Annotated in this window: 19 protein-coding genes, 3 tRNA genes and 1 rRNA gene; 10 read left to right on the plus strand and 13 right to left on the minus strand. The window is 55.7% G+C overall.

Annotated elements, in window-relative coordinates; translation table 11 throughout:
* Both ACMQ11_RS05390 and ACMQ11_RS05395 read right to left on the minus strand, forming a co-directional pair.
* Positions 1-112, minus strand: a 16S ribosomal RNA gene (locus ACMQ11_RS05390); the annotation flags it as partial.
* 472 nt (positions 113-584) lie between these two features.
* Entirely contained in the window at positions 585-2,612 is a 2,028-nt protein-coding gene (locus ACMQ11_RS05395) for a S8 family serine peptidase (RefSeq protein WP_418991745.1), read from the minus strand.
* Between the two features lie 130 nt (positions 2,613-2,742).
* On the opposite strand from ACMQ11_RS05395, the gene ACMQ11_RS05400 reads away from it, so the two are divergent.
* Both ACMQ11_RS05400 and ACMQ11_RS05405 read left to right on the plus strand, forming a co-directional pair.
* Positions 2,743-3,354 carry a signal peptidase II gene (locus ACMQ11_RS05400; RefSeq protein WP_418991746.1) on the plus strand — a complete coding sequence of 204 codons (612 nt, stop codon included), beginning with the start codon at positions 2,743-2,745 and terminating at the stop codon, positions 3,352-3,354.
* 69 nt (positions 3,355-3,423) lie between these two features.
* A tRNA-Leu gene (locus ACMQ11_RS05405) sits at positions 3,424-3,505 on the plus strand.
* 53 nt (positions 3,506-3,558) lie between these two features.
* On the opposite strand, the gene ACMQ11_RS05410 is transcribed toward ACMQ11_RS05405, so the two are convergent.
* Positions 3,559-4,134: a flavin reductase family protein gene (locus ACMQ11_RS05410; RefSeq protein WP_418991747.1), complete on the minus strand. Its 576-nt coding sequence runs from the start codon at positions 4,132-4,134 to the stop codon at positions 3,559-3,561.
* Positions 4,135-4,185: 51 nt separating this feature from the next.
* Here ACMQ11_RS05410 and ACMQ11_RS05415 point away from each other — a divergent pair, with 51 nt between their 5' ends.
* Both ACMQ11_RS05415 and hpf read left to right on the plus strand, forming a co-directional pair.
* Positions 4,186-5,088, plus strand: coding sequence for a tyrosine-type recombinase/integrase (locus tag ACMQ11_RS05415; protein ID WP_418991748.1), 903 nt, complete (start codon positions 4,186-4,188; stop codon positions 5,086-5,088).
* Positions 5,089-5,111: 23 nt separating this feature from the next.
* Complete coding sequence (gene hpf / locus ACMQ11_RS05420) at positions 5,112-5,408, plus strand: ribosome hibernation-promoting factor, HPF/YfiA family (RefSeq protein ID WP_418991749.1); 297 nt, start codon at positions 5,112-5,114, stop codon at positions 5,406-5,408.
* Positions 5,409-6,218: 810 nt separating this feature from the next.
* Here hpf and ACMQ11_RS05425 read toward each other — a convergent pair.
* Together ACMQ11_RS05425 and ACMQ11_RS05430 are read right to left on the minus strand one after the other, a co-directional pair.
* Entirely contained in the window at positions 6,219-6,755 is a 537-nt protein-coding gene (locus tag ACMQ11_RS05425) for a helix-turn-helix domain-containing protein (protein ID WP_418991750.1), read from the minus strand.
* A 297-nt stretch (positions 6,756-7,052) separates the two neighbouring features.
* Positions 7,053-7,124 (minus strand) — tRNA-Glu (locus ACMQ11_RS05430).
* A 141-nt stretch (positions 7,125-7,265) separates the two neighbouring features.
* On the opposite strand from ACMQ11_RS05430, the gene ACMQ11_RS05435 reads away from it, so the two are divergent.
* A complete protein-coding gene (locus tag ACMQ11_RS05435; protein ID WP_418991751.1) occupies positions 7,266-8,006 on the plus strand; it encodes a DUF3298 domain-containing protein in 741 nt (246 codons plus the stop codon).
* 844 nt (positions 8,007-8,850) lie between these two features.
* Entirely contained in the window at positions 8,851-9,855 is a 1,005-nt protein-coding gene (locus ACMQ11_RS05440) for a glycosyltransferase family 2 protein (RefSeq protein ID WP_418991752.1), read from the plus strand.
* 59 nt (positions 9,856-9,914) lie between these two features.
* Here ACMQ11_RS05440 and ACMQ11_RS05445 read toward each other — a convergent pair whose 3' ends face one another.
* The 3 genes from ACMQ11_RS05445 to ACMQ11_RS05455 are packed head-to-tail and all read right to left on the minus strand — an operon-like array spanning position 9,915 to position 13,565.
* Entirely contained in the window at positions 9,915-10,976 is a 1,062-nt protein-coding gene (locus ACMQ11_RS05445; protein WP_418991753.1) for a CDP-glycerol--poly(glycerophosphate) glycerophosphotransferase, read from the minus strand.
* An 18-nt stretch (positions 10,977-10,994) separates the two neighbouring features.
* Entirely contained in the window at positions 10,995-12,011 is a 1,017-nt protein-coding gene (locus ACMQ11_RS05450) for a glycosyltransferase family 2 protein (RefSeq protein ID WP_418991754.1), read from the minus strand.
* Positions 12,012-13,565, minus strand: a complete 1,554-nt coding sequence (locus ACMQ11_RS05455) for an NAD(P)/FAD-dependent oxidoreductase (protein WP_418991755.1) — start codon at positions 13,563-13,565, stop codon at positions 12,012-12,014. It lies immediately after the preceding gene.
* Positions 13,566-13,664: 99 nt separating this feature from the next.
* Here ACMQ11_RS05455 and ACMQ11_RS05460 point away from each other — a divergent pair.
* Positions 13,665-13,746 (plus strand) — tRNA-Leu (locus tag ACMQ11_RS05460).
* 483 nt (positions 13,747-14,229) lie between these two features.
* Here the strand turns inward: ACMQ11_RS05460 and ACMQ11_RS05465 are convergent.
* Positions 14,230-14,754 carry a hypothetical protein gene (locus ACMQ11_RS05465; RefSeq protein WP_418991756.1) on the minus strand — a complete coding sequence of 175 codons (525 nt, stop codon included), beginning with the start codon at positions 14,752-14,754 and terminating at the stop codon, positions 14,230-14,232.
* A gap of 564 nt (positions 14,755-15,318) precedes the next feature.
* Between ACMQ11_RS05465 and ACMQ11_RS05470 the strand changes: the two genes are divergently transcribed.
* Both ACMQ11_RS05470 and ACMQ11_RS05475 read left to right on the plus strand, forming a co-directional pair.
* Positions 15,319-16,257 carry a HEPN domain-containing protein gene (locus tag ACMQ11_RS05470; RefSeq protein ID WP_418991757.1) on the plus strand — a complete coding sequence of 313 codons (939 nt, stop codon included), beginning with the start codon at positions 15,319-15,321 and terminating at the stop codon, positions 16,255-16,257.
* 20 nt (positions 16,258-16,277) lie between these two features.
* Positions 16,278-16,865 (plus strand): ORF6N domain-containing protein, encoded by a 588-nt coding sequence (locus ACMQ11_RS05475; protein WP_418991758.1) that lies wholly within the window; start codon positions 16,278-16,280, stop codon positions 16,863-16,865.
* A gap of 128 nt (positions 16,866-16,993) precedes the next feature.
* Here ACMQ11_RS05475 and ACMQ11_RS05480 read toward each other — a convergent pair whose 3' ends face one another.
* Positions 16,994-17,164: a DUF3008 family protein gene (locus tag ACMQ11_RS05480; protein WP_418991760.1), complete on the minus strand. Its 171-nt coding sequence runs from the start codon at positions 17,162-17,164 to the stop codon at positions 16,994-16,996.
* Positions 17,165-17,322: 158 nt separating this feature from the next.
* Between ACMQ11_RS05480 and ACMQ11_RS05485 the strand changes: the two genes are divergently transcribed.
* Positions 17,323-17,931, plus strand: coding sequence for an HdeD family acid-resistance protein (locus ACMQ11_RS05485; protein ID WP_418991761.1), 609 nt, complete (start codon positions 17,323-17,325; stop codon positions 17,929-17,931).
* Between the two features lie 74 nt (positions 17,932-18,005).
* Here ACMQ11_RS05485 and ACMQ11_RS05490 read toward each other — a convergent pair whose 3' ends face one another.
* Genes ACMQ11_RS05490 through ACMQ11_RS05500 form a run of 3 tightly spaced genes read right to left on the minus strand, consistent with a single transcriptional unit; the run spans position 18,006 to position 21,589 of the window.
* On the minus strand, positions 18,006-20,489 hold the full coding sequence (locus ACMQ11_RS05490) for a hypothetical protein (protein ID WP_418991762.1): 2,484 nt from the start codon (positions 20,487-20,489) through the stop codon (positions 18,006-18,008).
* Positions 20,490-20,503: 14 nt separating this feature from the next.
* A complete protein-coding gene (locus ACMQ11_RS05495) occupies positions 20,504-20,998 on the minus strand; it encodes a DUF3868 domain-containing protein (protein ID WP_418991763.1) in 495 nt (164 codons plus the stop codon).
* Positions 20,999-21,010: 12 nt separating this feature from the next.
* A complete protein-coding gene (locus tag ACMQ11_RS05500) occupies positions 21,011-21,589 on the minus strand; it encodes a DUF3575 domain-containing protein (protein ID WP_418991764.1) in 579 nt (192 codons plus the stop codon).
* Between the last annotated feature and the right edge of the window lie 145 nt (positions 21,590-21,734).

Consider the following 21,734-nt stretch of genomic DNA (forward strand, 5'->3'; position numbering starts at 1 on the left):
ACCCGTGCGCCGGTCGCCACCAGTGTATTGCTACACCGTGCTGCCCCTCGACTTGCATGTGTTAAGCCTGCCGCTAGCGTTCATCCTGAGCCAGGATCAAACTCTCCATTGTAAAAAATTTAGAATGTTTCGTTAGAGTCCTGACTACTTCGTTTATTTCCTAAAAGGAAATTGACAGATAAATACTACATTTCTTTTCTCTCAAATATAACCAGTAATTCAAAGAACCTTGTTGAAAAAACCGCACATTTTGTAGTGCGAAAGGACTGCAAAGATAAGTGATCTTTTTCAATCCTGCAAATCTTTTTTTCAAGAACTTTGCATTTTTCGAAATTTCCGTATTCCTAACGGGCTTCGAGCTCCTTTATTGTAAACTCTCCGACTTTTTTAAGAACAACCGTTTTTCTCAAACGCGGATGCAAAGGTAGGGACTTTTTCGGAACTTGCAAATATTCGGACCTATTTTTTACAAAAAAATTGAAAAAACCAGCGAAAAAGGGCTTCCGTCAGCTCGATACCTTATATATATAACCTCAAAAAAAGCGGCCCCGTTTCCGGAGCTGCTCATTTTGCATGAAAGGGGATCAAAGCCAGCCGCCGTTGTCGGCAAGGCCCGCGCGGGAGACAAGGGCGAATTCGCGCGTGATTTTCGTATCGCCGGCCGTGGCACGCAGAGTCATTATCACTACGCCCGGCTTCGAGCAGTTGAACGTCATCGATGTACCGTTGAATTTCGGGATGGAGGATAGACCGATTTTGTCTTTGTAATCCGTGGGCATGTCGGCGCCCGTGAGTTGGATTTTGCTGGCCGAGCCGCCGAAATAACGCGCGAAATCGATCGTGGTAGCTTCGCCGGTCTTCACATAGATCGCAGGGGTTCCCTTGATGGCCAAGAGCAGTTTGAGCGCGTCGATACAGCCGCCGCCCATCTTGTTCCTGTAAGCCGTATATTTGGAACCGGTAAAATGCTTGTCTATTCCATACACGGAACTCAAAAGTAGAGATTTGAATTCACTTGCCGTGAATTTCTTACCCAACTGCGATGCATACGAAAGACCGAGAGCAGCTACGCCCGAGACATGAGGACAAGCCATCGAAGTTCCCTGCATAAAACCATAACCGTACGAAGAGCTGTTCTTGCGTTTATCGGCATAGTTCATCGTATTGTCGCAAAGGATCGTACTCAATACTCCTCTGTCAATGGGCAGATCACTGTATAATTCGCCTCCGGGAGCGGTAATATCCACCCACGAGCCGTAATCTGTATAATATGCCGGCTTGAAACTCCAGCCCATCGACCCGACGGCTATGATCGATTCGTCGGCTGCGGGATAGATTTTCGCATCACCGTAGATGTCGCCGTCGTTCCCGGCGGCAAAAAACACCAATCCGCCCTGGATCGGAGAGGCAGGATTGTCCGTACCGGCATATTTGATAAAGGTGTTGATGGCTGTTTTCAACAACGACAAACTATGATCGGAGCCATCTTTCCAAAGTTGCTCCATTACAGATGGTGTGAATTCAGCATCAAAACCGTAACCCCAGCTGTTCTGAGCGATCACGGCTCCGTTTTTCAACGCATATTCAAATGCTTTCGAATCCGCATAGTTATCGGAACTGGAGGTATCATATCCCATAATTTGGCAGGACATGATCTTTACTCCATTCTTCACGTTACCGCCAGCAATACCGCAAACGCCACGGTTGTTGTTATTCACAGCGGCGATAACTCCCGCCACATGGGAACCGTGATCTGCATAGGAATAGCGGCTGGCTTCGGGTATACTCGGATCGGAATCATCGTAAAAATAGGATTTCCAATCCAGTTCGGCTCTGTTGTTTGCAAAATTGTAGCCGTGCTCATTCGGATTTTTCGGGTTGCTCCAGATATTGGCTTTCAGGTCGGGATGTTCGGTATAGACCGGTTCGTCGATTACGGCAACGACGATGTCGGCGCTACCGGTACAAAGGCTCCAGGCATCCGTGAGGTTGATGTCCGCTCCGGCTACGCGGTCGTCGTACCGGTCGCCTTGGGGACCGGTGTTGTTATAATGCCATTGCTTATTGAGGAAAGGATCGTTCATGGTCTTTCCGGCCCGGGTGGTCAGATCGGCTGCGGGATCGTTATCTACAAAATAGGGCCGTGCAGGGCCTTTACTCATCACACGGCGGCAGTGGGCCGCTACGGGGAGCTCTACGCACTGCACCTCGGCAACCTGCGAAAATTTCTTTGCAACCGCCGAAACATCCGCCGCTTCATCGAAATAAACGGCATACCAGCAATTGATCCCCGTATCTTCATAGCGCGCTTCCCAAGCGGGATCGTAAGCGAATACGCGCTCGAAACCGGTGGCGCCGATCTCGTCCAGCACGGTATCGAGTTCCTCGACGCCCGAACGAGCTCCCTCCCCGGACGCAATCATCGACTCGACTACGGCTTTGGCGGTCGGGGCCGAGAGTTTCACGGCCAGGGTTCCTTTCGCAGCGATCCGCGCATCGCCTACGATTGCGGCACCGGGAGCATCTTTCCCTCCGGAGGAGAGTTCCGCCGGTTCTTTCGTACAGCCTAAAGTAAAGACAAGAGCGGCAAAAACGAGTAACAATCTCTTCATACCATCAAGAATTAGAATTTCAAAGTTATAGTTTTTTGGATGAATCGCCGCTTCAGGCGTTGTAAAAATGCACGCCACCCCGCAAAAAAGAGATTTTTTACTACTTTTGCGTCAGAATAAAACGCTCGACATGAATCTGAAAAAACTTTCGCTCCTCATCTTCCTGCTGCTCGTCGCGGACCAGGCGCTCAAAATCTGGGTCAAGACACACATGCACCTCGACGAATCGATCACCGTATTCCCCGACTGGTTCTTTCTGCGCTTCATCGAAAACAACGGCGCGGCATTCGGCATGCACATCTCGACGCCCGGGGGATTCGACTGGGGCAAACTGCTGCTGGGCTTGTTCCGGCTGGGGATGACGGGCGTGGTCGGCTGGCTCATCTACCGTCTGGGCCGCCGCCCCGAAACCCCCAAGGGGGTGCTCGTGGGGCTGGCGCTGATCTTTGCCGGGGCCCTGGGCAATATCCTCGACAGCGCTTTCTACGGCTTGATCTTCTCGGAGTCGACCCCTTATACCGTGGCGCATTTCGGAGGTCACTACGCCGGATTGATGATGGGCAAAGTCGTGGACATGTTCTATTTCCCGCTCTTCCAGTGGAACAGTGTGCCGCGGTTTCTGCGTTTTCTGGTGGACAGCAACAACTATTTCTTCGGTGCGATCTTCAATCTGGCCGATGCCTACATCTCGGTGGCTGTCATCTATCTGCTTCTGTTTCAGTTTAAATACCTCAACAAATAGATTTTTTTCCGAAAAACAGTTGGCGATTCAGAAAAAAGTGTTACTTTTGCACACCGCAATTCCAGAAATGCCCAGGTGGCGGAATAGGTAGACGCGCACGTTTCAGGTGCGTGTGCCGCAAGGCGTGCAGGTTCGATTCCTGTCCTGGGCACAAAGCGGAAACCCCTCTTAATCATTTGATTAAGAGGGGTTTGTTTTTTGGCGTCACCGGGTTTGCTTTTTCTTGCGCACGGACCATCCGAAATGGCCGAGGGCTTGGCCAAGAGCGAAATACTCGCCGTGGGAGTAGACGATCAGCGAGGCGCGCTCGAGGCAGAATTTGCCCGTGACGGGGTCCATGTAGTCGGAGTCGACCTGTACGCCGACCACCTCGGCCAGGAACATGTCGTGGGAACCGAGCGGCACCACCTGCTGCACGCGGCATTCGATATTCACGGGCGCCTCCTCGATGATGGGAGCCGCGACGTGCAGGGCCGGTGACGGCGTGAGATTCATCTCCCGGAATTTATCGTGATCGCGGCCCGAGCGGACGCCGCACCAGTCGGTGGCGCGGGCCAGTTTCTCGGTCGTGAGGTTGATGACGAACTCCCCGGTGCGGCGGATGATTCCGTAGGAGTGGCGCTCGGGGCGAATGGAGATGTAGCACATGGGCGGATCGGTGCATACCGTGCCGGTCCAGGCTATGGTCAGCAGGTTGTACTCTTCAGGCGCAGCGCCGCAACTGACCAGCACCGCGGGCAGCGGATAGATGAGGGTTCCGGGTTTCCAGCTCTCTTTCATTATAGAATCGTTTTAGATACAAAGGTAGGGGTTTTTGCGTATATTTGCTTCATGTTAGCCGAATTCATCCGTTACCTGGAGGCCGAGCGCCGCTTTTCGCCCCTCACCGTGCGCAACTACCGCCGCGATGTGGAGCAGTTCCTCCGTTGGCTCGATACGGACGATGCGCATTTCGACCCGAACGCCGTGAGCCGGGACGAGGTTCGTGCATGGATCATCCACCGCACCGAGCAGGGCAAGATCAGTGCCGGGTCGATGAACCGCGAGGTGTCGTCGCTGAGGGCGCTGTTCCGCTGGCTGCTGCGCACGGGAGCCGTCGAGAAAGATATTTTCCGGGGCATCCACTCGCTGAAGACCTCGCGCCGCCTGCCCGCATTCGTGCCCGAGACGCGCATGACGCAGATCGTCGGCGCATGCGAATGCGACAGCGAGGATTTCATTACCGAGCGCAATTCGCTTATCGTGCTTCTGTTCTATGCCTGCGGCATCCGCCTGGCGGAGCTGGTCGGCATCGATCGCGGGGATTTTTCGGACGATCTCTACACGCTCCGCGTCCGGGGCAAGGGCGACAAGGTGAGGCTGGTACCCGTCATGGAGGAGGTACGGCGGAAAATTCTGCATTACATGGGGTTGATTGAGCGGCAAAATATTTGCAAATCTCAAGAAAAAGCACTATTTTTAACTCTGAAAGGTGAACGCATATCTCGCAGCGTCGTTTACCGTACGGTAAAGGCGGAGCTCGCCGAGGCGGGGGTTCAGGGCAAGAAAAGCCCCCATGTACTCCGGCACACCTTTGCAACGCACCTGATGAACGGCGGTGCCGGTATGCGCGAAATACAGGAGCTGATGGGGCACGCTTCGTTGCAGGCGACACAGGTATACACGCACAACAGCATTGCACGGCTCAGGGATGTATATGCGAAAGCCCATCCCCGCGAAAAGGGAGGGAAATAATTAACTCAATAAACTGTAAGGCTATGAACGTACAGATTCAATCCGTGAAATTCGACGCCGACAAGCGGCTGGTCGATTTTATCCAAGCCAAGATGGACAAGCTGGACCGCGTGGCGGAGCGCTCGACAGGTGCCGAGGTCATCCTGAGGCTCGACAAGGACTTTGAAAAAGGGAATAAGATAGCGACCATCACGCTCCACATGCCCGGCGAAGAGCTGGTGGCCTGCCACCAGGCCAAGGCGTTCGAAGAGGCCGTGGACGAAGCCATCGATGCCCTCAAAAGGCAGCTGGATAAATTCAAGGCCAAGTGCGAAAAGTAAGCAACCCCACCAACCTGAATAACCAAACCGAAGCGACGGACGCCCGAATGGGGCGTCCGTCGTGATTTTCCGCAGCAGGCAAGCGTGGCGGACCGTCCGGCAGCATAATAATTTCATGAGGAACAAGGAGGCAGGAATGTTCTAAGGAGAGGGGGGGGGCCGAGGAAAATGCCGGACCGTCTGTATGGGAGGAGAGGCTGTCGGGAAAGTTGGGCCGTCCGCGTCGTGATTGGGCGGTCGGAAGCGTAATGGACATTCGAGTGAGGATAGAGGTGCTGGGGAAGAGACCGGAGCGTTGAATGGGTGAAAGAAACGAACAAGACTAAACTATGCCCGACCGGACAAACAGAATACTTCGAAACAGGAGCAGGCGGGAACGGTCTGTAGGTAAGCCGTATGGAACAGCGCAAAGCTCCGTTAGGACCGGGCAGGAAATGTTAGCACCCGACCGAACAGAAATGCCGAGCAAAGCGGAATGAGGACAGATATTCCAAGACAAGGAAAAGGCGGAACGGGGAACGTGCAGGAAACGGAACGGGCCGAATAGAGGCAGGACGGAACAGAACGGGATAGAACTTAACGGGACAGAAAAGGCGAGGCGAGAAAAGCCGAACAAACCGGGACAGAGCAGGCCAAAAGGCAGAACGGAACAAGGAAGCGGGCTGCACGGAACAAGACGCGGTCGAAGACAAGACTTGACGAGCAGTTGGCAACAGGGCAGCGCGGAACAGAAACCGGGCAGGATTTCGCGTTTCTGTCACGGATACCGCGCAACGATCTCTTTTCATTTCAAATATTCATCCCACATGTTCATCCACGCTCTTTTGTATCATCATAATGCGGATCGACATCCGAAGCGACTCGTAATGGCAGATTATCGAGAGACGGATAGTTCCTTTCGGGGGATTCTCTCAATTCCCGCAGTTCATCCAGAAGCCCTGCAAATTTCTGCACCAGATCCGTGTTCGACGTTGCGAGAATCTTATTCGTAAGAGTCAACTCATGCGTCGATTCCGCGAGAATTCGATTAGACTCGGAAAGTATTTGGTTGGAATTGGCTATTTTCTCTACGGCAGAAATAGCCTTTAGAACAGCATCGGGAAATTCATTATCCGGTGACGGTTCAATCATTTCGACATCGTCTTTTAGCATTGCGCCTTCTCCGGTCAAGAGCCATCCGGTATTCAGAGATGGAAAATTCTGAGCAATACGCCGCACTTTATCGGGCTGAATAGACATTCGAATAGTATTCACATAGCCGTTCGAAACGCCTATCGTCTGCTCAAAAGTACGCTGGCTGATCCCCTGCGATCTCAGAAATTCTATAAGCCTTTCTTTTACTGACATTTGCATAATCAATAGTTGTAAAATAAACTTTTGCTCTACTACGAAATTGCTTCATGCCTACATGTGTATGGGACAAGCAAACCCGCAATATAAAATACAAAAGTAAAAAATATTTAACCATTTCAAACTCAAACTATGAGTATTTGAGTCCCGCAAAGGTTGTCTTTTACTCCACCCCGGTACGACGTGATATTCGAGCATCAGAAAGAGGGTCGCGCAAGGCTGCCGGAACAGTCCCGGCCACATTATTCGAAACGCCCGCAACTTATTGATAACAATAACTTGCGAGCGTCTTTGTAGTGGATAGGGGATTCGAACCCCTATGTCGTGCGTGAGAGGCACGTATCCTAACCCTTAGATGAATCCACCGTGTTGAGTTTGTGGTGCAAAGATAAGGCCTCTTTTCAAATCTGCAAAATTTTCAGGCAAAATATGCGATTTTTTTCATTCTTTCATTTCTTGAAGCGCATTTTAACTACCTTTAGAGTCGGAAAGTCAACCAATCCGGTCATGAAAATTCTGAAAACCGCCTTTGTGATAGCAGCCTCGTTCCTCTTGGCTGCCGGTTGTACGGACCGAAACGTGCAACCCCGTTTCGGCACCGTATCGCTCGACACGCTGCTGGACAACTCCCGAGCCGAATGCCGGATCGCATACGATTTTGCTTCGATCCGCAACGCTGCCGACTCCCCCGCTCTGGAAGCCATCGAGGAGGCCAACATCGCCTACTTCTTCCAGTTGGAGGAGTTTACCGGGAGCGCCGAAGAGGCCATAGAAGCCTCCCTCAAAGAGATCGCCACTACGTTCTTCGAGGAAGCCCAGCTATCGGGAGCAGGCGGTTCGAGCTACGAGATCACGGCCGAAAGCACGGGCGAGGTGGTCGACACGCTGGTCAGCTACACCATCTCGCGGTGGAGTTACACGGGCGGCGCACATGGCATATATGCCATCGAGTACCACACTTATTCGCTGGCCGAGGGATACGAACTGACGGCCGGGGAACTTTTCGGAGAGGACCGGCTGCCGCAGCTCGACTCGTTGATCCGGCGTCGCATCCACGAGGAATACGGGACCACGGACGATGAGGGACTTTCGGCTCTCGGCTTCTTTCCCGATGAGATCGGGGTCACGGAGAATTTCAGGGTTACAGCGGACGGGGTCGTTTTCCACTACAATCCCTACGACATCGGCTGTTATGCGCTGGGCCCGGTAGAGGTGGAGATCGGCCACGAGGAGCTGGAGAATATCTGAAAGCGATAAACGAACCGGAGTGGTACCCCGGAAACGAAAAAAGGTCCGAGTCTCACGACTCTGACCTTTTTCTTTTGGCGGGGAACCACCCCCTCCAAAAAGAGGTTCAATCGGAGGTATTCGACTCTCGGAACGAGTACCGCCCTCGAGAATCTTAGCAACTCCTCAGGAGTTACAACCTGCCGATCTCCTCAACCAACCTAAAACTACTAACCTAAATGAACCTTAAAACTTCACTGCAAAGATAAGGCTTGATTTTTAATTATGCAAATATTTTATGAATATATTAAATATATTTAACAATTTGGTAACATTGGAATTTGCCTGTGAAAGATTAACCTGCTGACACATAAATTATTAGGGTTTCAGAAAAAAACGCTTCGGCAAGTGAATACCGTCGGACAGGCGCACAGATGACGCAAAGCGGTAGTGAAAGAGAATAAAAAAAGGAAACCCGGAATCGGGCCGAGCCCGTCTTCCATAGTTTCCTCACCAACCTTAACTACTAACCTAAATGAACCTTAAAACTTCACTGCAAAGATAGGGCGAAAAAATATTCCGTGCAAGTTTTTTATTAAAATAATTTTAGAATTTTATGACAAATTTAACAAACACCCGAATAGAAATTTATCAATCATTTAAAACACAGCAATTTATAAATCCAGCAACCCGAAATAATTTTTTCTCGGTCTCCATGCAGTATTCTGTCCGAAAATGCGTTTATAGAAAAGTAAACGAATAATTCACTATATTTGCAGTCGATCTGAAGAGACCATCTCTCACCGGACGGGCTGCAAACCCTGTAAAACCACTGCAAGAACGAAAGAAGTCAACGATTGAATTCATGCTCATCTCGATCATCATACCTGTGTTCAAAGCCGAGAAATACATCTCGGAGTGCATAGAGAGTGTGCTGAGACAGACCATGAGCGATTTCGAACTCATCCTGATCGACGACGGCAGCCCCGATGCGTCGGGGGCGATCTGCGACCGCTATGCCCGCGAGGACGATCGCATCCGCGTCTTCCACAACCCCAATCAGGGCGTCAGCCAGGCCCGCAACTGCGGTCTGAACAACGCACAGGGCAAGTTTGTGGTTTTCATCGACGCCGACGACTGGGTGGAACCCACCCACCTGGAGCAATTCGTCCAAAGCGGGATCGAAGAGGGCGGGATCGCGTTCACGAATCTGGTGGAAGAGCGCTCCTACATGCCCGACAACTCGGTTTCGCTGCGGCACTACCCCATGCCCGATTGCAGCGTCCCCGTAGGCGCAGGTTACCGCGCCTGCATGGAGGTGATCGCCAAACTGCTGCGTGTGCGCTGCTTCGGCTGGACCTGCAACAAAATGTTCTCGCGGGCGACCATCGAGAAATACAACGTGCGTTTCGACCCCAATTTCCGCTATGCCGAAGACGAGATATTTACGGCACAATATTGCGCCCATATCAACCACATCGTCTGCAACAGCAACCCCACCTACCACTACCGTTACGTGCCGACCAGCCTGCTGCGCGGCCAGGTGGACCCGCATACGCTGATGCGCACGCGCATCCATATTTATAACGTATACGAGCGGCTGGGTTACAGCAACGAGGTGTTGTACCTCACGGCCCGCACCCAGTTTTCGCGGCTGAGACGCGAGCTGCGCAACTCGAAATGGAACTCGCGTCTGTCGGAGGAGCTGACCAAGGGCATTCTGGAGAACTGGAAACTGTACCGGAAAAATTCGCGGGCCCGCTTCTGCAAGGGATTTTACGACACCAAGGCCCTCTGCATCGGCTGGTTGAGCTGCGCGCCCCGCTCGCAGTTCTGGGTCAAACTGGTCATCAAGGGGCTGCACATGTAGCTGTCGATTGCAAACCGCCCCGACAAAAAGCCGCTCCCGAAAGAGCGGCTTTGTATTCTCTACCTGCGTCCGAAAAACGGGAAGTAGTGCAAACGGCGCCGGACCTGCCATTTACGGACCAGATTGAGGGGTTTGCGCCTGAGCCCCGCGCGGCCGCGGGCGATAAAATCGTCGACCGCATCGAGGACCCGCTCCGAACAGCGGCAGTCGCGGTGCGGTTCGTGGTGCATGGTGTAGGCGTGAATCCGCTCCATCAGTTCTGCCGGGCGGCCGATGGCCTGCTCCAGGGCACCCTCCAGCTGCTCCGGCTCCCGAATGTCCAGCAGACAGTCGTCCAGATGGGAGTTGCGGAACGTGACGACGGGCTTGTCCAGAAACATGAATTCGAGGATGATCGACGAGCTGTCGCACAGCATCACGTCGGCACGCCGCATGGCGTCCGCATCGAATGTATTTCCCAGGAAAGTCACATTCTGGCGCCCGGCGGCGATCCGCTCGTAACGGCCCAGAATTTCGGGATCGGTCAGTTTGGGGTGGAACATGAATATCCACTCCCAGTCGCGCGCAGCAACCAGCCGTTCGATCTCGTCGGCCAGAAAGGGGGTCGAGGTGAGTGAGCGGGTAAAGGTCGTCGAGTAGAGAATCGTCGGACGGGTATTCGCGGGCCGCTGCTGCATTTCGGGTGAAAAATAGGTGTCGGCCTTGGTCCACCCCGTCTCGTAGACCCGGAAATAGCGCAGCCGTCGCTCCAGTTCCCGGAACGGCCCCGTGCTGCTGGGACCCTGCGTGCAGTAGATGTCGAACCAGCCGCGGATGGTGAAATGGTCGTCGCGGCTGTCGTTGCGCTTGTTGATGGCGTAGCCGTGGAACAGCTGGACCTTGACGCCCGGGAAAAAATCGTACATGTAGTTTCCGCACGTAAAGACGGCTTCGGGGGCGTATTCCATCACCTCGGCGACCGTGCGCAGTTCCCGCTCGCCGGGTTCGAGCAGTTCACGGCACGCCGCCTCGTCGATGAACCACGCCGCCTCGTCGCCGCGCGCGCGGATCGCCCGCTGCAAGGGCCTGAGAATCGGAAAAGCGTAGGCCAGCGAGGCCAGAAAGAGGTAGTGACGGGGCATAGAGCAACGTATTGAGGGTTAGCGGGCCAGGCGCCGCTGCAAACTGGTGTTCCAGCGCATGACCGTCGATGCCATCGCAACGGCGGGTTTGAGCCAGTGGAAGCGGTACATGTCGAGCAGCAGCAGCGACCAGCGCGAATAGCGCGCCCGCAGCTCCGAACGGTAACGGTCCGCCAGCGCATAGACATGCACGGCGAACTCCGAACCGCCGGCCCACCGGCTGCTGCACTTGCGGATGTAGACCTGGTACCAGCGCAGTTTGTTGAGCAGCGCGTAGAACTCCGTGCGGCCGCCCAGCACCCGCCCGTGGCGGTTCAACTCGCGCTCCACGGCTTCGCAGAACAGACGGCAATAAGCGATGTCGAAATTGCGGTGGTTCGACGATCCCGCCCGCTGCACGTATCCATAACCCACGTAGTCGAGGAAACGCACCCGGGGCATGCGGCAGCCGATCTCGATGTTGAGCAGACTGTCCTCGCCCAGGCGCAGCGGGTAGTAGTGTAGCCCCTGAGCGAAGAGCTCGCGCCGGTAGAGTTTGCCCCACACCGTTACCGAAATGGCGTGGCACAGGGTCGCTTCCAGGAAATCGAGGCCCTGCATGTCGTCGCGCCTGCGCTCCCGGACGGGCGACTCGTAGGTGGCGCAGATCCGCTTGTGGTTGCAGCATACGATGTCGTAACCGCCGTTTTCGGAGATGGCTTCCACCATCCGGCTCAGCATGTCGGGCATCCAGAGGTCGTCGCCGTCCAGAAAACAGATGTACCGGCCGCGGGCCCGTGCGATACCCGCCTCGCGGGCCAGCGAAACACCCCGGTTGGAGACGGTGACCACCTCGATGCGCGGGTCGCGCCGGGCATGCGAAAGAAGTTTTTCCTCCGAGCCGTCGGTCGAACCGTCGTTGACGACGATGGCTTCGAAATCGGGGAAAGTCTGCGCTTCCACCGAGTCGAGGCACGCATCGATGTACTCCTCCAGGTTGTAGACCGGGATGACTACCGTAACGGCGGGGGGGGGTATTTCATGTACGTTATTCATTTATCCGATGTAATTTTTTACCGCCTCGGCGATTCGCTGGCCGTCGAGAGCCGCAGAGATGATGCCACCGGCATAACCGGCCCCTTCGCCTGCAGGAAAAAGCGCTGCCACGTCGGGATGCATCAGCGACGAAGCGTCGCGCGGAATGCGCACGGGAGACGAGGTCCGCGACTCCACGCCCACCACCACGGCATCGTTGGTCAGAAAACCGCGCATGCGTCGTCCGAACGTCTTGATCCCCTGCCGCAGCGCATCGGCGATGAACGGAGGCATCCACCGGTCGAGCCGCGAGGGGGCGATTCCGGGAATATAGGAGGTCGCGGGGAGCGTCGTGCTGGCGCGTCCGGCCACGAAATCGGCCACCCGCTGCGCGGGAGCCACCTGTGCTTCGCCACCGTGCGTCCGCGCCAATTCTTCGAACTGTTGCTGGAATTTCAGCCCCGCCAGCTCGCCCCACTCGGCGCGCAGGTGTTCGAAATCCGCAAGCCGCACCTCCGTAACCAGCCCCGCATTGGCATAGGGCGAGGTGCGGCCGCTGGGCGACATGCCGTTTACCACCGACTGCGCGGCGTCGGTCATCGCCGGAACGATGAAGCCGCCCGGACACATGCAGAACGAATAGACGCCGCGGCCCTGCTCCTGACTTACGAGCGAATAGGCCGCAGCCGGGAGATACTCGCCGCGTTCGGTGCAGTGGTACTGGATCGAGTCGATCAGCGCCTGGGGGTGTTCGATGCGCACGCCCATGGCGAAAGCCTTGGCTTCGAGGCGCACGCCGTGCCGGTGGAGCAGTTCGTAAATATCGCGCGCCGAGTGGCCCGTGGCCAGGATCACGGCGGCACCGTCGATCCGCTCGTCGCCGCATTTCACGCCGCGGATACGTCCCTGACGGATGTCGAAATCGGTCACGCGGCTTTCGAAGACGAAGCGGCCGCCGGCATCGAGAATCGTGCGGCGGATGCGCTGCATGATACCGGGCAGACGGTCGGTGCCGATATGCGGATGGGCCTCGTAGAGGATTTCGGGCGTGGCGCCATGAAAGACGAGCGTTTGCAGCGCCCGGTTGTAATCGCCGCGTTTCTTGCTGCGGGTGAAGAGTTTACCGTCGGAAAAGGTTCCCGCGCCCCCCTCGCCGAAAGCGTAGTTCGAATCGGGATCGACCGTACCGTTGCGGTTGATGCGGGCGATGTCCACCTTGCGAGCCGAGACGTCGCGGCCCCGCTCCAGAATCACGGGACGCAGCCCCAACTCGATCAGCCGAAGCGCCGCGAAGAGTCCCGCCGGACCCGAGCCCACGACCACCACCTCCGTACGTCCCGCGACCGACGGGTAATCGAAATGCACGGGGGCGGGTTCCGGTTCGCTGTCCGAATATATTTCGAGCGAGAGATGGACCTTGGGCTGTCGCTGGCGGGCGTCGATCGATCGCCGAACCACACGCACCAGCGCAATTCGCTGCTCGGGCACGCCGATCTTCCGCGCGGCGAGCGAGGTGTAGACCTTCGCGTCAGCGGCCTCCCGGGGGGTGAGTTGGAGTGTGATGATCTGGGGCATAGTCCGGCAATTTCACCCACAAAAATAAGTAAAAAAGCCGGATAATCCCCTGCCGCAGGTTGTGATTTGCAATTTTTTATCTACCTTTGCGACCAAAGAGCGGATATGGTGTAATTGGTAGCCACGTCAGACTTAGGATCTGATGCCTTACGGCGTGGGGGTTCGAGTCCCTTTATCCGCACGCTTCAGTCTCCTGCGGGAGACTTTTTTTGTGAGCAAATCCGCGCAAGCAAACAATCTGCAAAGAGACCGATTCTCGTCACCGCAAACCCGCCCCCGAAGCGCCGACCGTTGTCTGACGCTTCGGGTTGCAGGCATCACTAACTACCATAATTTCAGCCTTTGCGGCTGCGTTGAGAGAGTGCGAGGACCGAAGCCCCGCCGCCGGGAAGCAAATGCCCCGGACGTAAGATCGTCATTATTCAACCCAATTTTCATTATGAAAACCGTTTACTTGCATACAGGATCGTGTCTTTTCCTGCCAGCTCTTGCGCTCAGCCCCTCACCTCCGCCTCTCCCGGTCCGAAAGCCTCCCGAAGCCGCCTCCGCCGTACCGGATCGTACGGCGGAGGTTACAGTCACAAACGATAAATGGGGATCGGTAATCGGTAGCATGGTTAGGCGGCTGGTCAATAGGCTCCGGCAGGGCTTCATGGGTTCGAGGTCATTCCTTTTCCCGGACTTGCTCGTCATCGAGCCGGCAGAAGAACTGCTCCAGATCGTTCAGAATTCGGGTATACGCGTCCTTATCGAACGGCATGTCGGCTGCCGGCTGCTGGCTTTCCTTGCCCTGCGCCTTGCAAAGCAGGTGGTGCAAGAGCGTGGCCAGGCTCAACACATCGACCAGCGGATCGCACGCCAGCAGCCGCTCGCCCGTCAAAACGAAGCGCCGCTCCGTGCCGGGAACCCGGTCGATATGCGCCGCTTCAACCTCCTCCAGCGTATACTTGTCCGGGTCGTCGCTCATGCCCGTCACATCGAAAGCGACTGCGCCCTCCTCCTCCAGCCAGCTCACCCGGTCGAGGAAATACTCCGTACATGCGACGCCCTTGCGCCCATTCATGTAAGAGATTCGGATCGGCAGATTGCAATCCGTCAGGTCGAGTCGTCCAAAATGCCGCGAAAGCGCAGCGATTTTGTCGAAATAATACATCAACAGGCCGCTCACGGCAAGGTCCATTTCAGGCATAGCTAAAGGGGATTTGAGTTTTGTGAGAAAAATCGGGGCGCTACCGCCGCACGCGACCGTGCAGCGGAAAAGGTCGGACAGATAGAACAGGTAGAGAAAAACCCGGCAAACGACACAACGATACCCGGCGATGCGGGGCGCCGGAACATGGGATTGTTCGTGTGGATGATGCGTGACATTTGCCGGGGATATAGGGTTGATGATTGCGTCCCCGGTATGGGCATAAAAAAGGGGGCGCGGTGTCAGCCCCAGTAAGCAGGTCATAGGAAACCCGAAATCGGAAAGCTGTCCTGCGCCCCTGTCGTGTCCCGCAAAAAATATGCGGGACATAACAAGGACTGACAACCATTATACCGATTTCAAACCCTCCCGAAAGAGGTCCCTATGTTTGCTTACTGGTATAAAGAGTTGTTTACCCTTTATAGTTATGTCCGTCGGCTATGCCGAGCTGTCGAAATTCCTTTTCATAGTTGCGTTCGGGTTCTTTTAAGTAGCACCTGCTACCCCCGTCGGAACACCTTTGCAGACTATTTGCAGGAACGATAAGCAAATATACGGCAAATTATGGATAGTGCAAGACGCTTTACCAACTTTTTTCATAATTTTGTAGTGATGAAAAAGAGCGTCAAATTCTTACCACCAAAGAAGCTGGCCGACCTGGAGCAGCTTGTCGGGTTGGTTCGGCAGCATATAAAGGAGGTCCACATGGTCATCCTCTACGGCAGCTATGCCCGCAACAGCTATGTCGATTACGACCAGCGCATCGAGTTCGGCGTGCCGACCTACTACATGAGCGACTACGACATAGCGATTCTGACGCGCAAGCCAATCGGTGCAATCGATTTGTCGCTATACGATAAAATTAAAGACGCTTTTTTTCAACATAAGGTGCGGAATTTTCACACCCACCCGGAATTTATCAACTACGGAATCGAAGATTTCAACTATGCCCTGCGCAAAGCCCACTATTTCGAAACCGAGATTAAGCGCGAGGGAATTATCCTTTACGATTCGGGAGAATACAAGTTGGAGCGGAGGCGCAAACTCAATTTCCAAGAAATAAAGGAACGGGCGCAAGGATATTATGATGCAAAATTTGGGCGGGCTTTGAGTTTTTTGCGCAGCGAGCGACATGACGTTGACGACAATGATATTCTCATGGCCTCTTTCCACCTGCATCAAGCAACAGAAAATCTTTTGCGGGTAATCCCTCTGGTTTTTATCCTGTATGGTCACAAGAGCCACAAGCTGTCCGATTTGATGAAAGCCTGCAAACCGCACACAGAGGAAATATATAAGGTCTTCCCGCGCGATACGGACGAGGAGGAAAGGCTGTTCAAACTCCTGGAGCGGGCTTACGTCGAATCGCGCTATAATCCCGACTTTGAAATCACGAAAGAGGACATCGACGCGCTGTTACCGAAAGTCGAACACCTCCGCCGGATCGTCGAAAGGGTTTGCACGGCACAAATCGCCTATTACGACCGGCAAATCCGAAAATAGAAGCCCAACCAACCCGAACAATGGAAGAACTCTCGACGATCCAAAGCAAAATCTACGAAATCCGCGGCCAGCGCGTGATGCTCGATTTCGACCTTGCTGCACTTTACCAGGTCGAAACCCGAACGCTCAAACAAGCTGTCCGTCGAAACATCGAACGATTCCCTGACGATTTTATGCTGCGCCTTACCTCAAAAGAGGCTATGTACTTGATAAACATTGGGGTATCACGAAATGTGATACCCCCTGAATACAATATCGGGTCGACGGATATGTTCGCCTTTACGGAGGAGGGTGTAGCAATGCTTTCGGGAGTTCTGCGAAATAAAGTTGCGGTTGAATTGAATATCACGATTATGCGAGCATTTGTTTCCATGCGCAACTTTCTGAATAACCAGCAAATCATTACGGCAGAACTGTCCGAAATCCGTTCGAAACTCGCTTTATTGGAACGTGTCGGTCAGGACAATGCCGCGGCGGTAAGCGAACTATCGGAGGATATGGGCAAAGAGTTGGACACTATTTACGAGGCGATCGCCGCCCTTTCGGTCAAACTCCCGCAGGCACGCAAGCAACCGCGGCCGATCGGGTTCCGCAAAGAGAAACAATAGCGAACCGCCTCCTGCTGCCTGAATTCGAACACCTGCGCCGGATCGTCGAAAGGTCAGCCGGATCGAACGATCCGGCAGTCATCACGACAGCGCGGACGGAAAAAAGGGGAAAGCGATCCGGCGGCGGTCTATTTGGTTTTCTTTTCCGAACGCGGTTTTTTGGCCAGTTCGGCCAGTTCGCGTTCGCTCATGCTCTCCGCTACGTGCTTGATTTCGCTGCTGGGGTGCTTGTTCTCTCCGCGTTTGTAGGCCAGGGCCGCGCCCATCAGCCTGCGTTGCTTTTCACTTTTTGCCGGCATATTTCGTATTTTGATCCGGACCTTTTCTCTCAAATTCCGGGCCAGACGGACGATCCGGACGGCACTTGTTCAAGCCCGGACGAGTTGCGAGGCCACCCGGCTCCGGCTAAGCGGTTCTGGTACGCAAATTGTTCGTGGAAAGGATAAAACCTTTCATTATGAACACTTTTTCCTCGCTTATCGAAAATTCGAAACGCGCCGTACGTTACTGGTGGCTGCTGCTCATCGTCGGCATCGCCCTGTTCGTCGTCGGCATCCTCGTATTCGTCTACCCCGCGCAAAGCTATCTGGGCATGGCACTCATCTTCGGCTGGCTGATGCTCATCACCGGAATTTTGGAGGTCGTGCTTGCCTCGGTCAACCGCCATTTCATCACCGGACGCGGCTGGATGCTGGCCGGCGGCATCATCGAGATCATCCTCGGTCTGATCCTGATCTTCAACGTCTCGCTTTCGGCAGCCACACTCCCAATTTTCCTGGGTTTCTGGCTCCTGTTCCGCGGATTCAGCGCCATCGGGCTGGGCGGCGACATGAACGCCTTGGAGGTCGCAGGCTCGGGCTGGACCATCTTCACGGGTATTTTATTGGTTCTCTGTGCCCTGTGGATACTCTTTCAGCCGCTGGTGTTCGGCACGGCGGCCGTCATCATCTGGGTCGGCATTTCGCTCCTGTTCGCAGGTATCGCCTCTTTCGCACTGGCATTGCAGCTGCGTCGGGCGCACCACTGTCTCGAGAGAGGCGAACGGGCCGACTGCCGGCTCAGATAGGGAACTCTGATAAATGCAATCGCCCCTGCCTGAGTTGTATCAGACAGGGGCGGTTGCTATATTATTTCTTCTGCTTACTGGAAATCCTCCTTGAACAGTCCGTATTTGCGGATCAGACGCGATATTTCGGGATCGAGGTTACCCCGGAACTTGAGGTTCTCGCGCAACTCGACCGAACGCAGGAAATAGTGTACGGCCTGCTCCTCATTGCCCATGCGCGAAGAGAGTATCGCCAGCATGTACTGGATGTCGGGCGTCGTATCGGCTCCGGGCTCGGATTGCAGGATGCGGAAAGCGGCGGCATCGTAACCCAGCGACATATAGGCCAGCGCCGTGTTGCGGTCTTCGTAGGGGCGCAGGATTTCGAGTGCCTGCTCGTACCGGCGTTTGCGTAGCAGCTCCACGGCGTGCATGTACGACGAGTCGATCTCGGTCGTGTAGACCGTGTCCTGCTGCATCCCCCGACGGTGAAGGTTGAACCGGAAATCCACGGCGCGCATTCGGGGATAGAGTAAGCGGCGCATGCGCTCGTAAGCCTTGGGGTATTTGGAGCGGATACGCCATTCGCGCATGTCGGGATTGGCCACCTCGGCGAAGATCGCCAGGACGCCCTCCTTGTCCGTCAGCACGGAGTCGGCCAGCACCAGGCGGCGCAACTCGTCCCAATCCTCGGCCAGCCACTTGGTGCGCAGCAGTTCGGGCAGGTTGGGGAGCTCCTCCCGGGCCTCTTCCAGCACCACGTTACCCGCCTCGTCGATGGTGTAGTTGGCCGCTACCTTGAGCGAGTCGTACAACACCCGGAACTCGGAGACCAGCACGCGGCGCAAAGCCTCGGCACGCTCGCGGGCCAGGCGGTCGTTGATCTGCCAGGTGCCCTCGGGCGAAGAGGTGGCGCGCAGCGTGATGCTGTCGATGATGTAGACCGGATCGGTCATCAGCGAGCGCGTCAGATCGCGCACGGCGTCGATTTGAAGACGGTTCTCGCGCAGGGTATCGACCAACGTCGATTTGCCTGCGGGAAAAGTAAAGAAGAAGCGCGCGTTGGCCTCGGCGTCGCGCAGCACGATGCGCTGCATGTAGCGGGGCGTCGGATCGAGGAACGTGGTCATGGAGGCCACGTTGTAGACCAGCGTGTCGGACTTTTGCAGCCGGTAGGTGCGTCCGCTGCGGTTCTGCACGTCGCCCGCGAGGAAAAGGCGTAGCTTCGAGGTGTTCTCGTCGGCCTGGACCTGCTCGGAATAGAAATATTGGATGCTGCCGTCCACGCGGCGGATGACCGTATCCAGCCGGGCATTCGAATGGTAGGGGTTGCGCACGATGCGTGCGAAAGCGGCTCCGCTTCCGGAGGCAAGGTCCTCGTTGCGGGCGATCTTGCCCCAATGCAGCACACCCTGGCGGATGGCATTGGTATCCACGCCATTGGCCGCCGCAAGCTGCCCGACAGTAAAGTTTCTGCGCGCCAAGTAGTTGGCCAGGATCGCACTGTCGGTCATGTCGCGCAGAATCCCCTCTACGGCCGGTCGTTCGAATCCGGTATAGGCTACGCGCCGCATGGCCAGCCGGCCGACCCGGTCGTTGTCCGCACCGTCGACCTCCGCACGCACCTCCTGCCGCGCAGCGGCCAGGCGGCGGATGTACTCCTCGCGCTCCCGGTCTTCGGCATCGGGGTATTCGCCCTCGACGCGCGTATAGATCTCGCCTCCGGGCAGCACGTCCACCCCCTCGTAGCGGAAACGGGGCGTGAAATAATCGGTCAGGTGATCGAACTTATCGTTCGTATCGGGCGTATAGCTGATATTGCGGGCCACCTTGCGGTCGGTCGCACGGACATAGTGCTTCAGCAGCGCGTATTGGCGGTTCCGCTCGCGCGGGGTCGTCCAGCCGACCTGCCCGTCGAACATAGCCTCTTCGGGCGAGAGCGATTCGAGCCGCGCATAATCCGCTCCGAATTTGGTGCGGCGCTCGTCGATACGACGCATGTAGCGGTTGTAAGCCCGTTTGTTTCCGAACCGGTCGAAATAGTCGGCGCTGTCCACGATGCGGCTGCGGTAGCGGGCGTAGCGGTCGTACTCCTGCTGCTGCATGGAGCGGAACTTGTCGCCGCTGTAAATCAGCGGATCGAGCCAAAGCGTATCCGATCCTTTGGCGATTTTGGGATCGAGGGCCAGCTGCCAGTCGCGGTTCTGGAACGAAGCGGGGACCGTGACGACGAATTCGACGTTGATCTTACCGTTGCGCTCGACCAGGTTGCGGCGGTTCGACGCGGAGATAACCACCTCGTCGATAGCTACCGACATCATCTTCTCGCCGGTCAGGGAGTCGATGTCCACGGGGGTGAAGAAGAGCTCCGTGCCGTCCTGTTTGCGGTAGGTGATGATTTTCTGCGAACGCACCGTATCCTTACGCGAGGTTTCGGCTCCGGCCGGGGTGGACCGGGCGGGCAGCTGAAGATCCACCTCGGGGTCGCTCTTGACGAGTTTGCGCATGTTGCTGCAACCGGCCAGGAAAGCGCCAGCGACAAGCAGCGCGGCACACAGGTTTCTTTTACCCGCTCTCATCTTTTTCCGTGTGCTCATCGCTGCGTATCGACGGCTCCGTTTACATCGACCGTGAAGATCCGGCGCCGTCCGCCGGGCGAGGTCTGAATTTGCCGCAGGACCAGCGTGGCGTCGGCCATCCAGGTCTCGTAGGGGACTTTCATCTCGTAACGGAATGCCTGGTCGTTCTTGCCGTCGGCCTGGATGACCATGTAGGGCTGCCGCTCGGCCCAATACGAACCGACCAATCGGCGGCGGCGCTCCATCATGTGCTGCTGGTAGCGGCCGTTGATGAGGATATGGGGAAAGAGTTTGACGCTGCGGCGGTCGGCCGTACTCAATTCGGGGATGATCGTCCAGCTTTGCGAGCGGGTAACGGCATTGCGCGCCACGCGGATTTCGAGTTGCATGACCAACTCTCCGTTGCGCTCGGCGAGCACCTTGCGCGTCACGCTGACGTCGCCCACGAACTGCGCGCGCAGCGAAGAGGCCGCGAACACGAAAATGAGGAGAAAAACGTATTTTTTCATCGGTGAATCGACTTATTTGCGGGAATTGAACAGATAGACGAACGATACGCCGACCTCGGTAGGCACGGGCAGGATACGGGTTCTGTCCTGGTAACGCTCTTTTGCGCCCGAAACCGGTTCAGCGTGGTATTTCACGCGCACCAGCCCCACGCCGACCATCGCTTCGAGATTCCAGTGTGGGCTGATGTAGAAATGGTAGCCGTAGCTGATGCCCGCACCGATCGCAGACCCTTTGTAATAATGGTTCTGCAACCGCTTGAACAGTCCGAACGGCAACTTGAACCCGCCGACCTCGAACTCGCCGCCGATCAGGTGGACGCCGAAATAGCTCCGCGTATATTTCTCGCAGAGCCAGTAGCGGTATTCGGGCTGGATGAACCAGTGCTGGATCTTGTTGTCCGAACCGATGGTCCAGGGATTGTAGTTGGCCGAGACGCTCAGGGTGGAGTGTTTGCTCAGCGCCACCTCCGCTCCGATGTTGGGTGTGGCCGTCGCCCAGTAGAGCAGGTTGGTCTTCAGCGCGACCTGCTGGGCCGGGACGCTCAACGAGCACCCAAGCGCGAGAAGCAACAGGAAAATCTTTCTATTCATGAATAAGAGACGTTTTCGATTTGCACGGGTTCTTTGCGAATGCGGGTACAAATATACCGCTTTTCAGACATTTACGCGGCAAAATTGGGCAGAAAACGAGGATTTTCAAGTATCAATTAAGATACTTAACTAAACAAATAAGCCC

The sequence above is a fragment of the Alistipes sp. genome (genome assembly GCF_048465575.1).
Classification (GTDB): Bacteria; Bacteroidota; Bacteroidia; order Bacteroidales; family Rikenellaceae; genus Alistipes.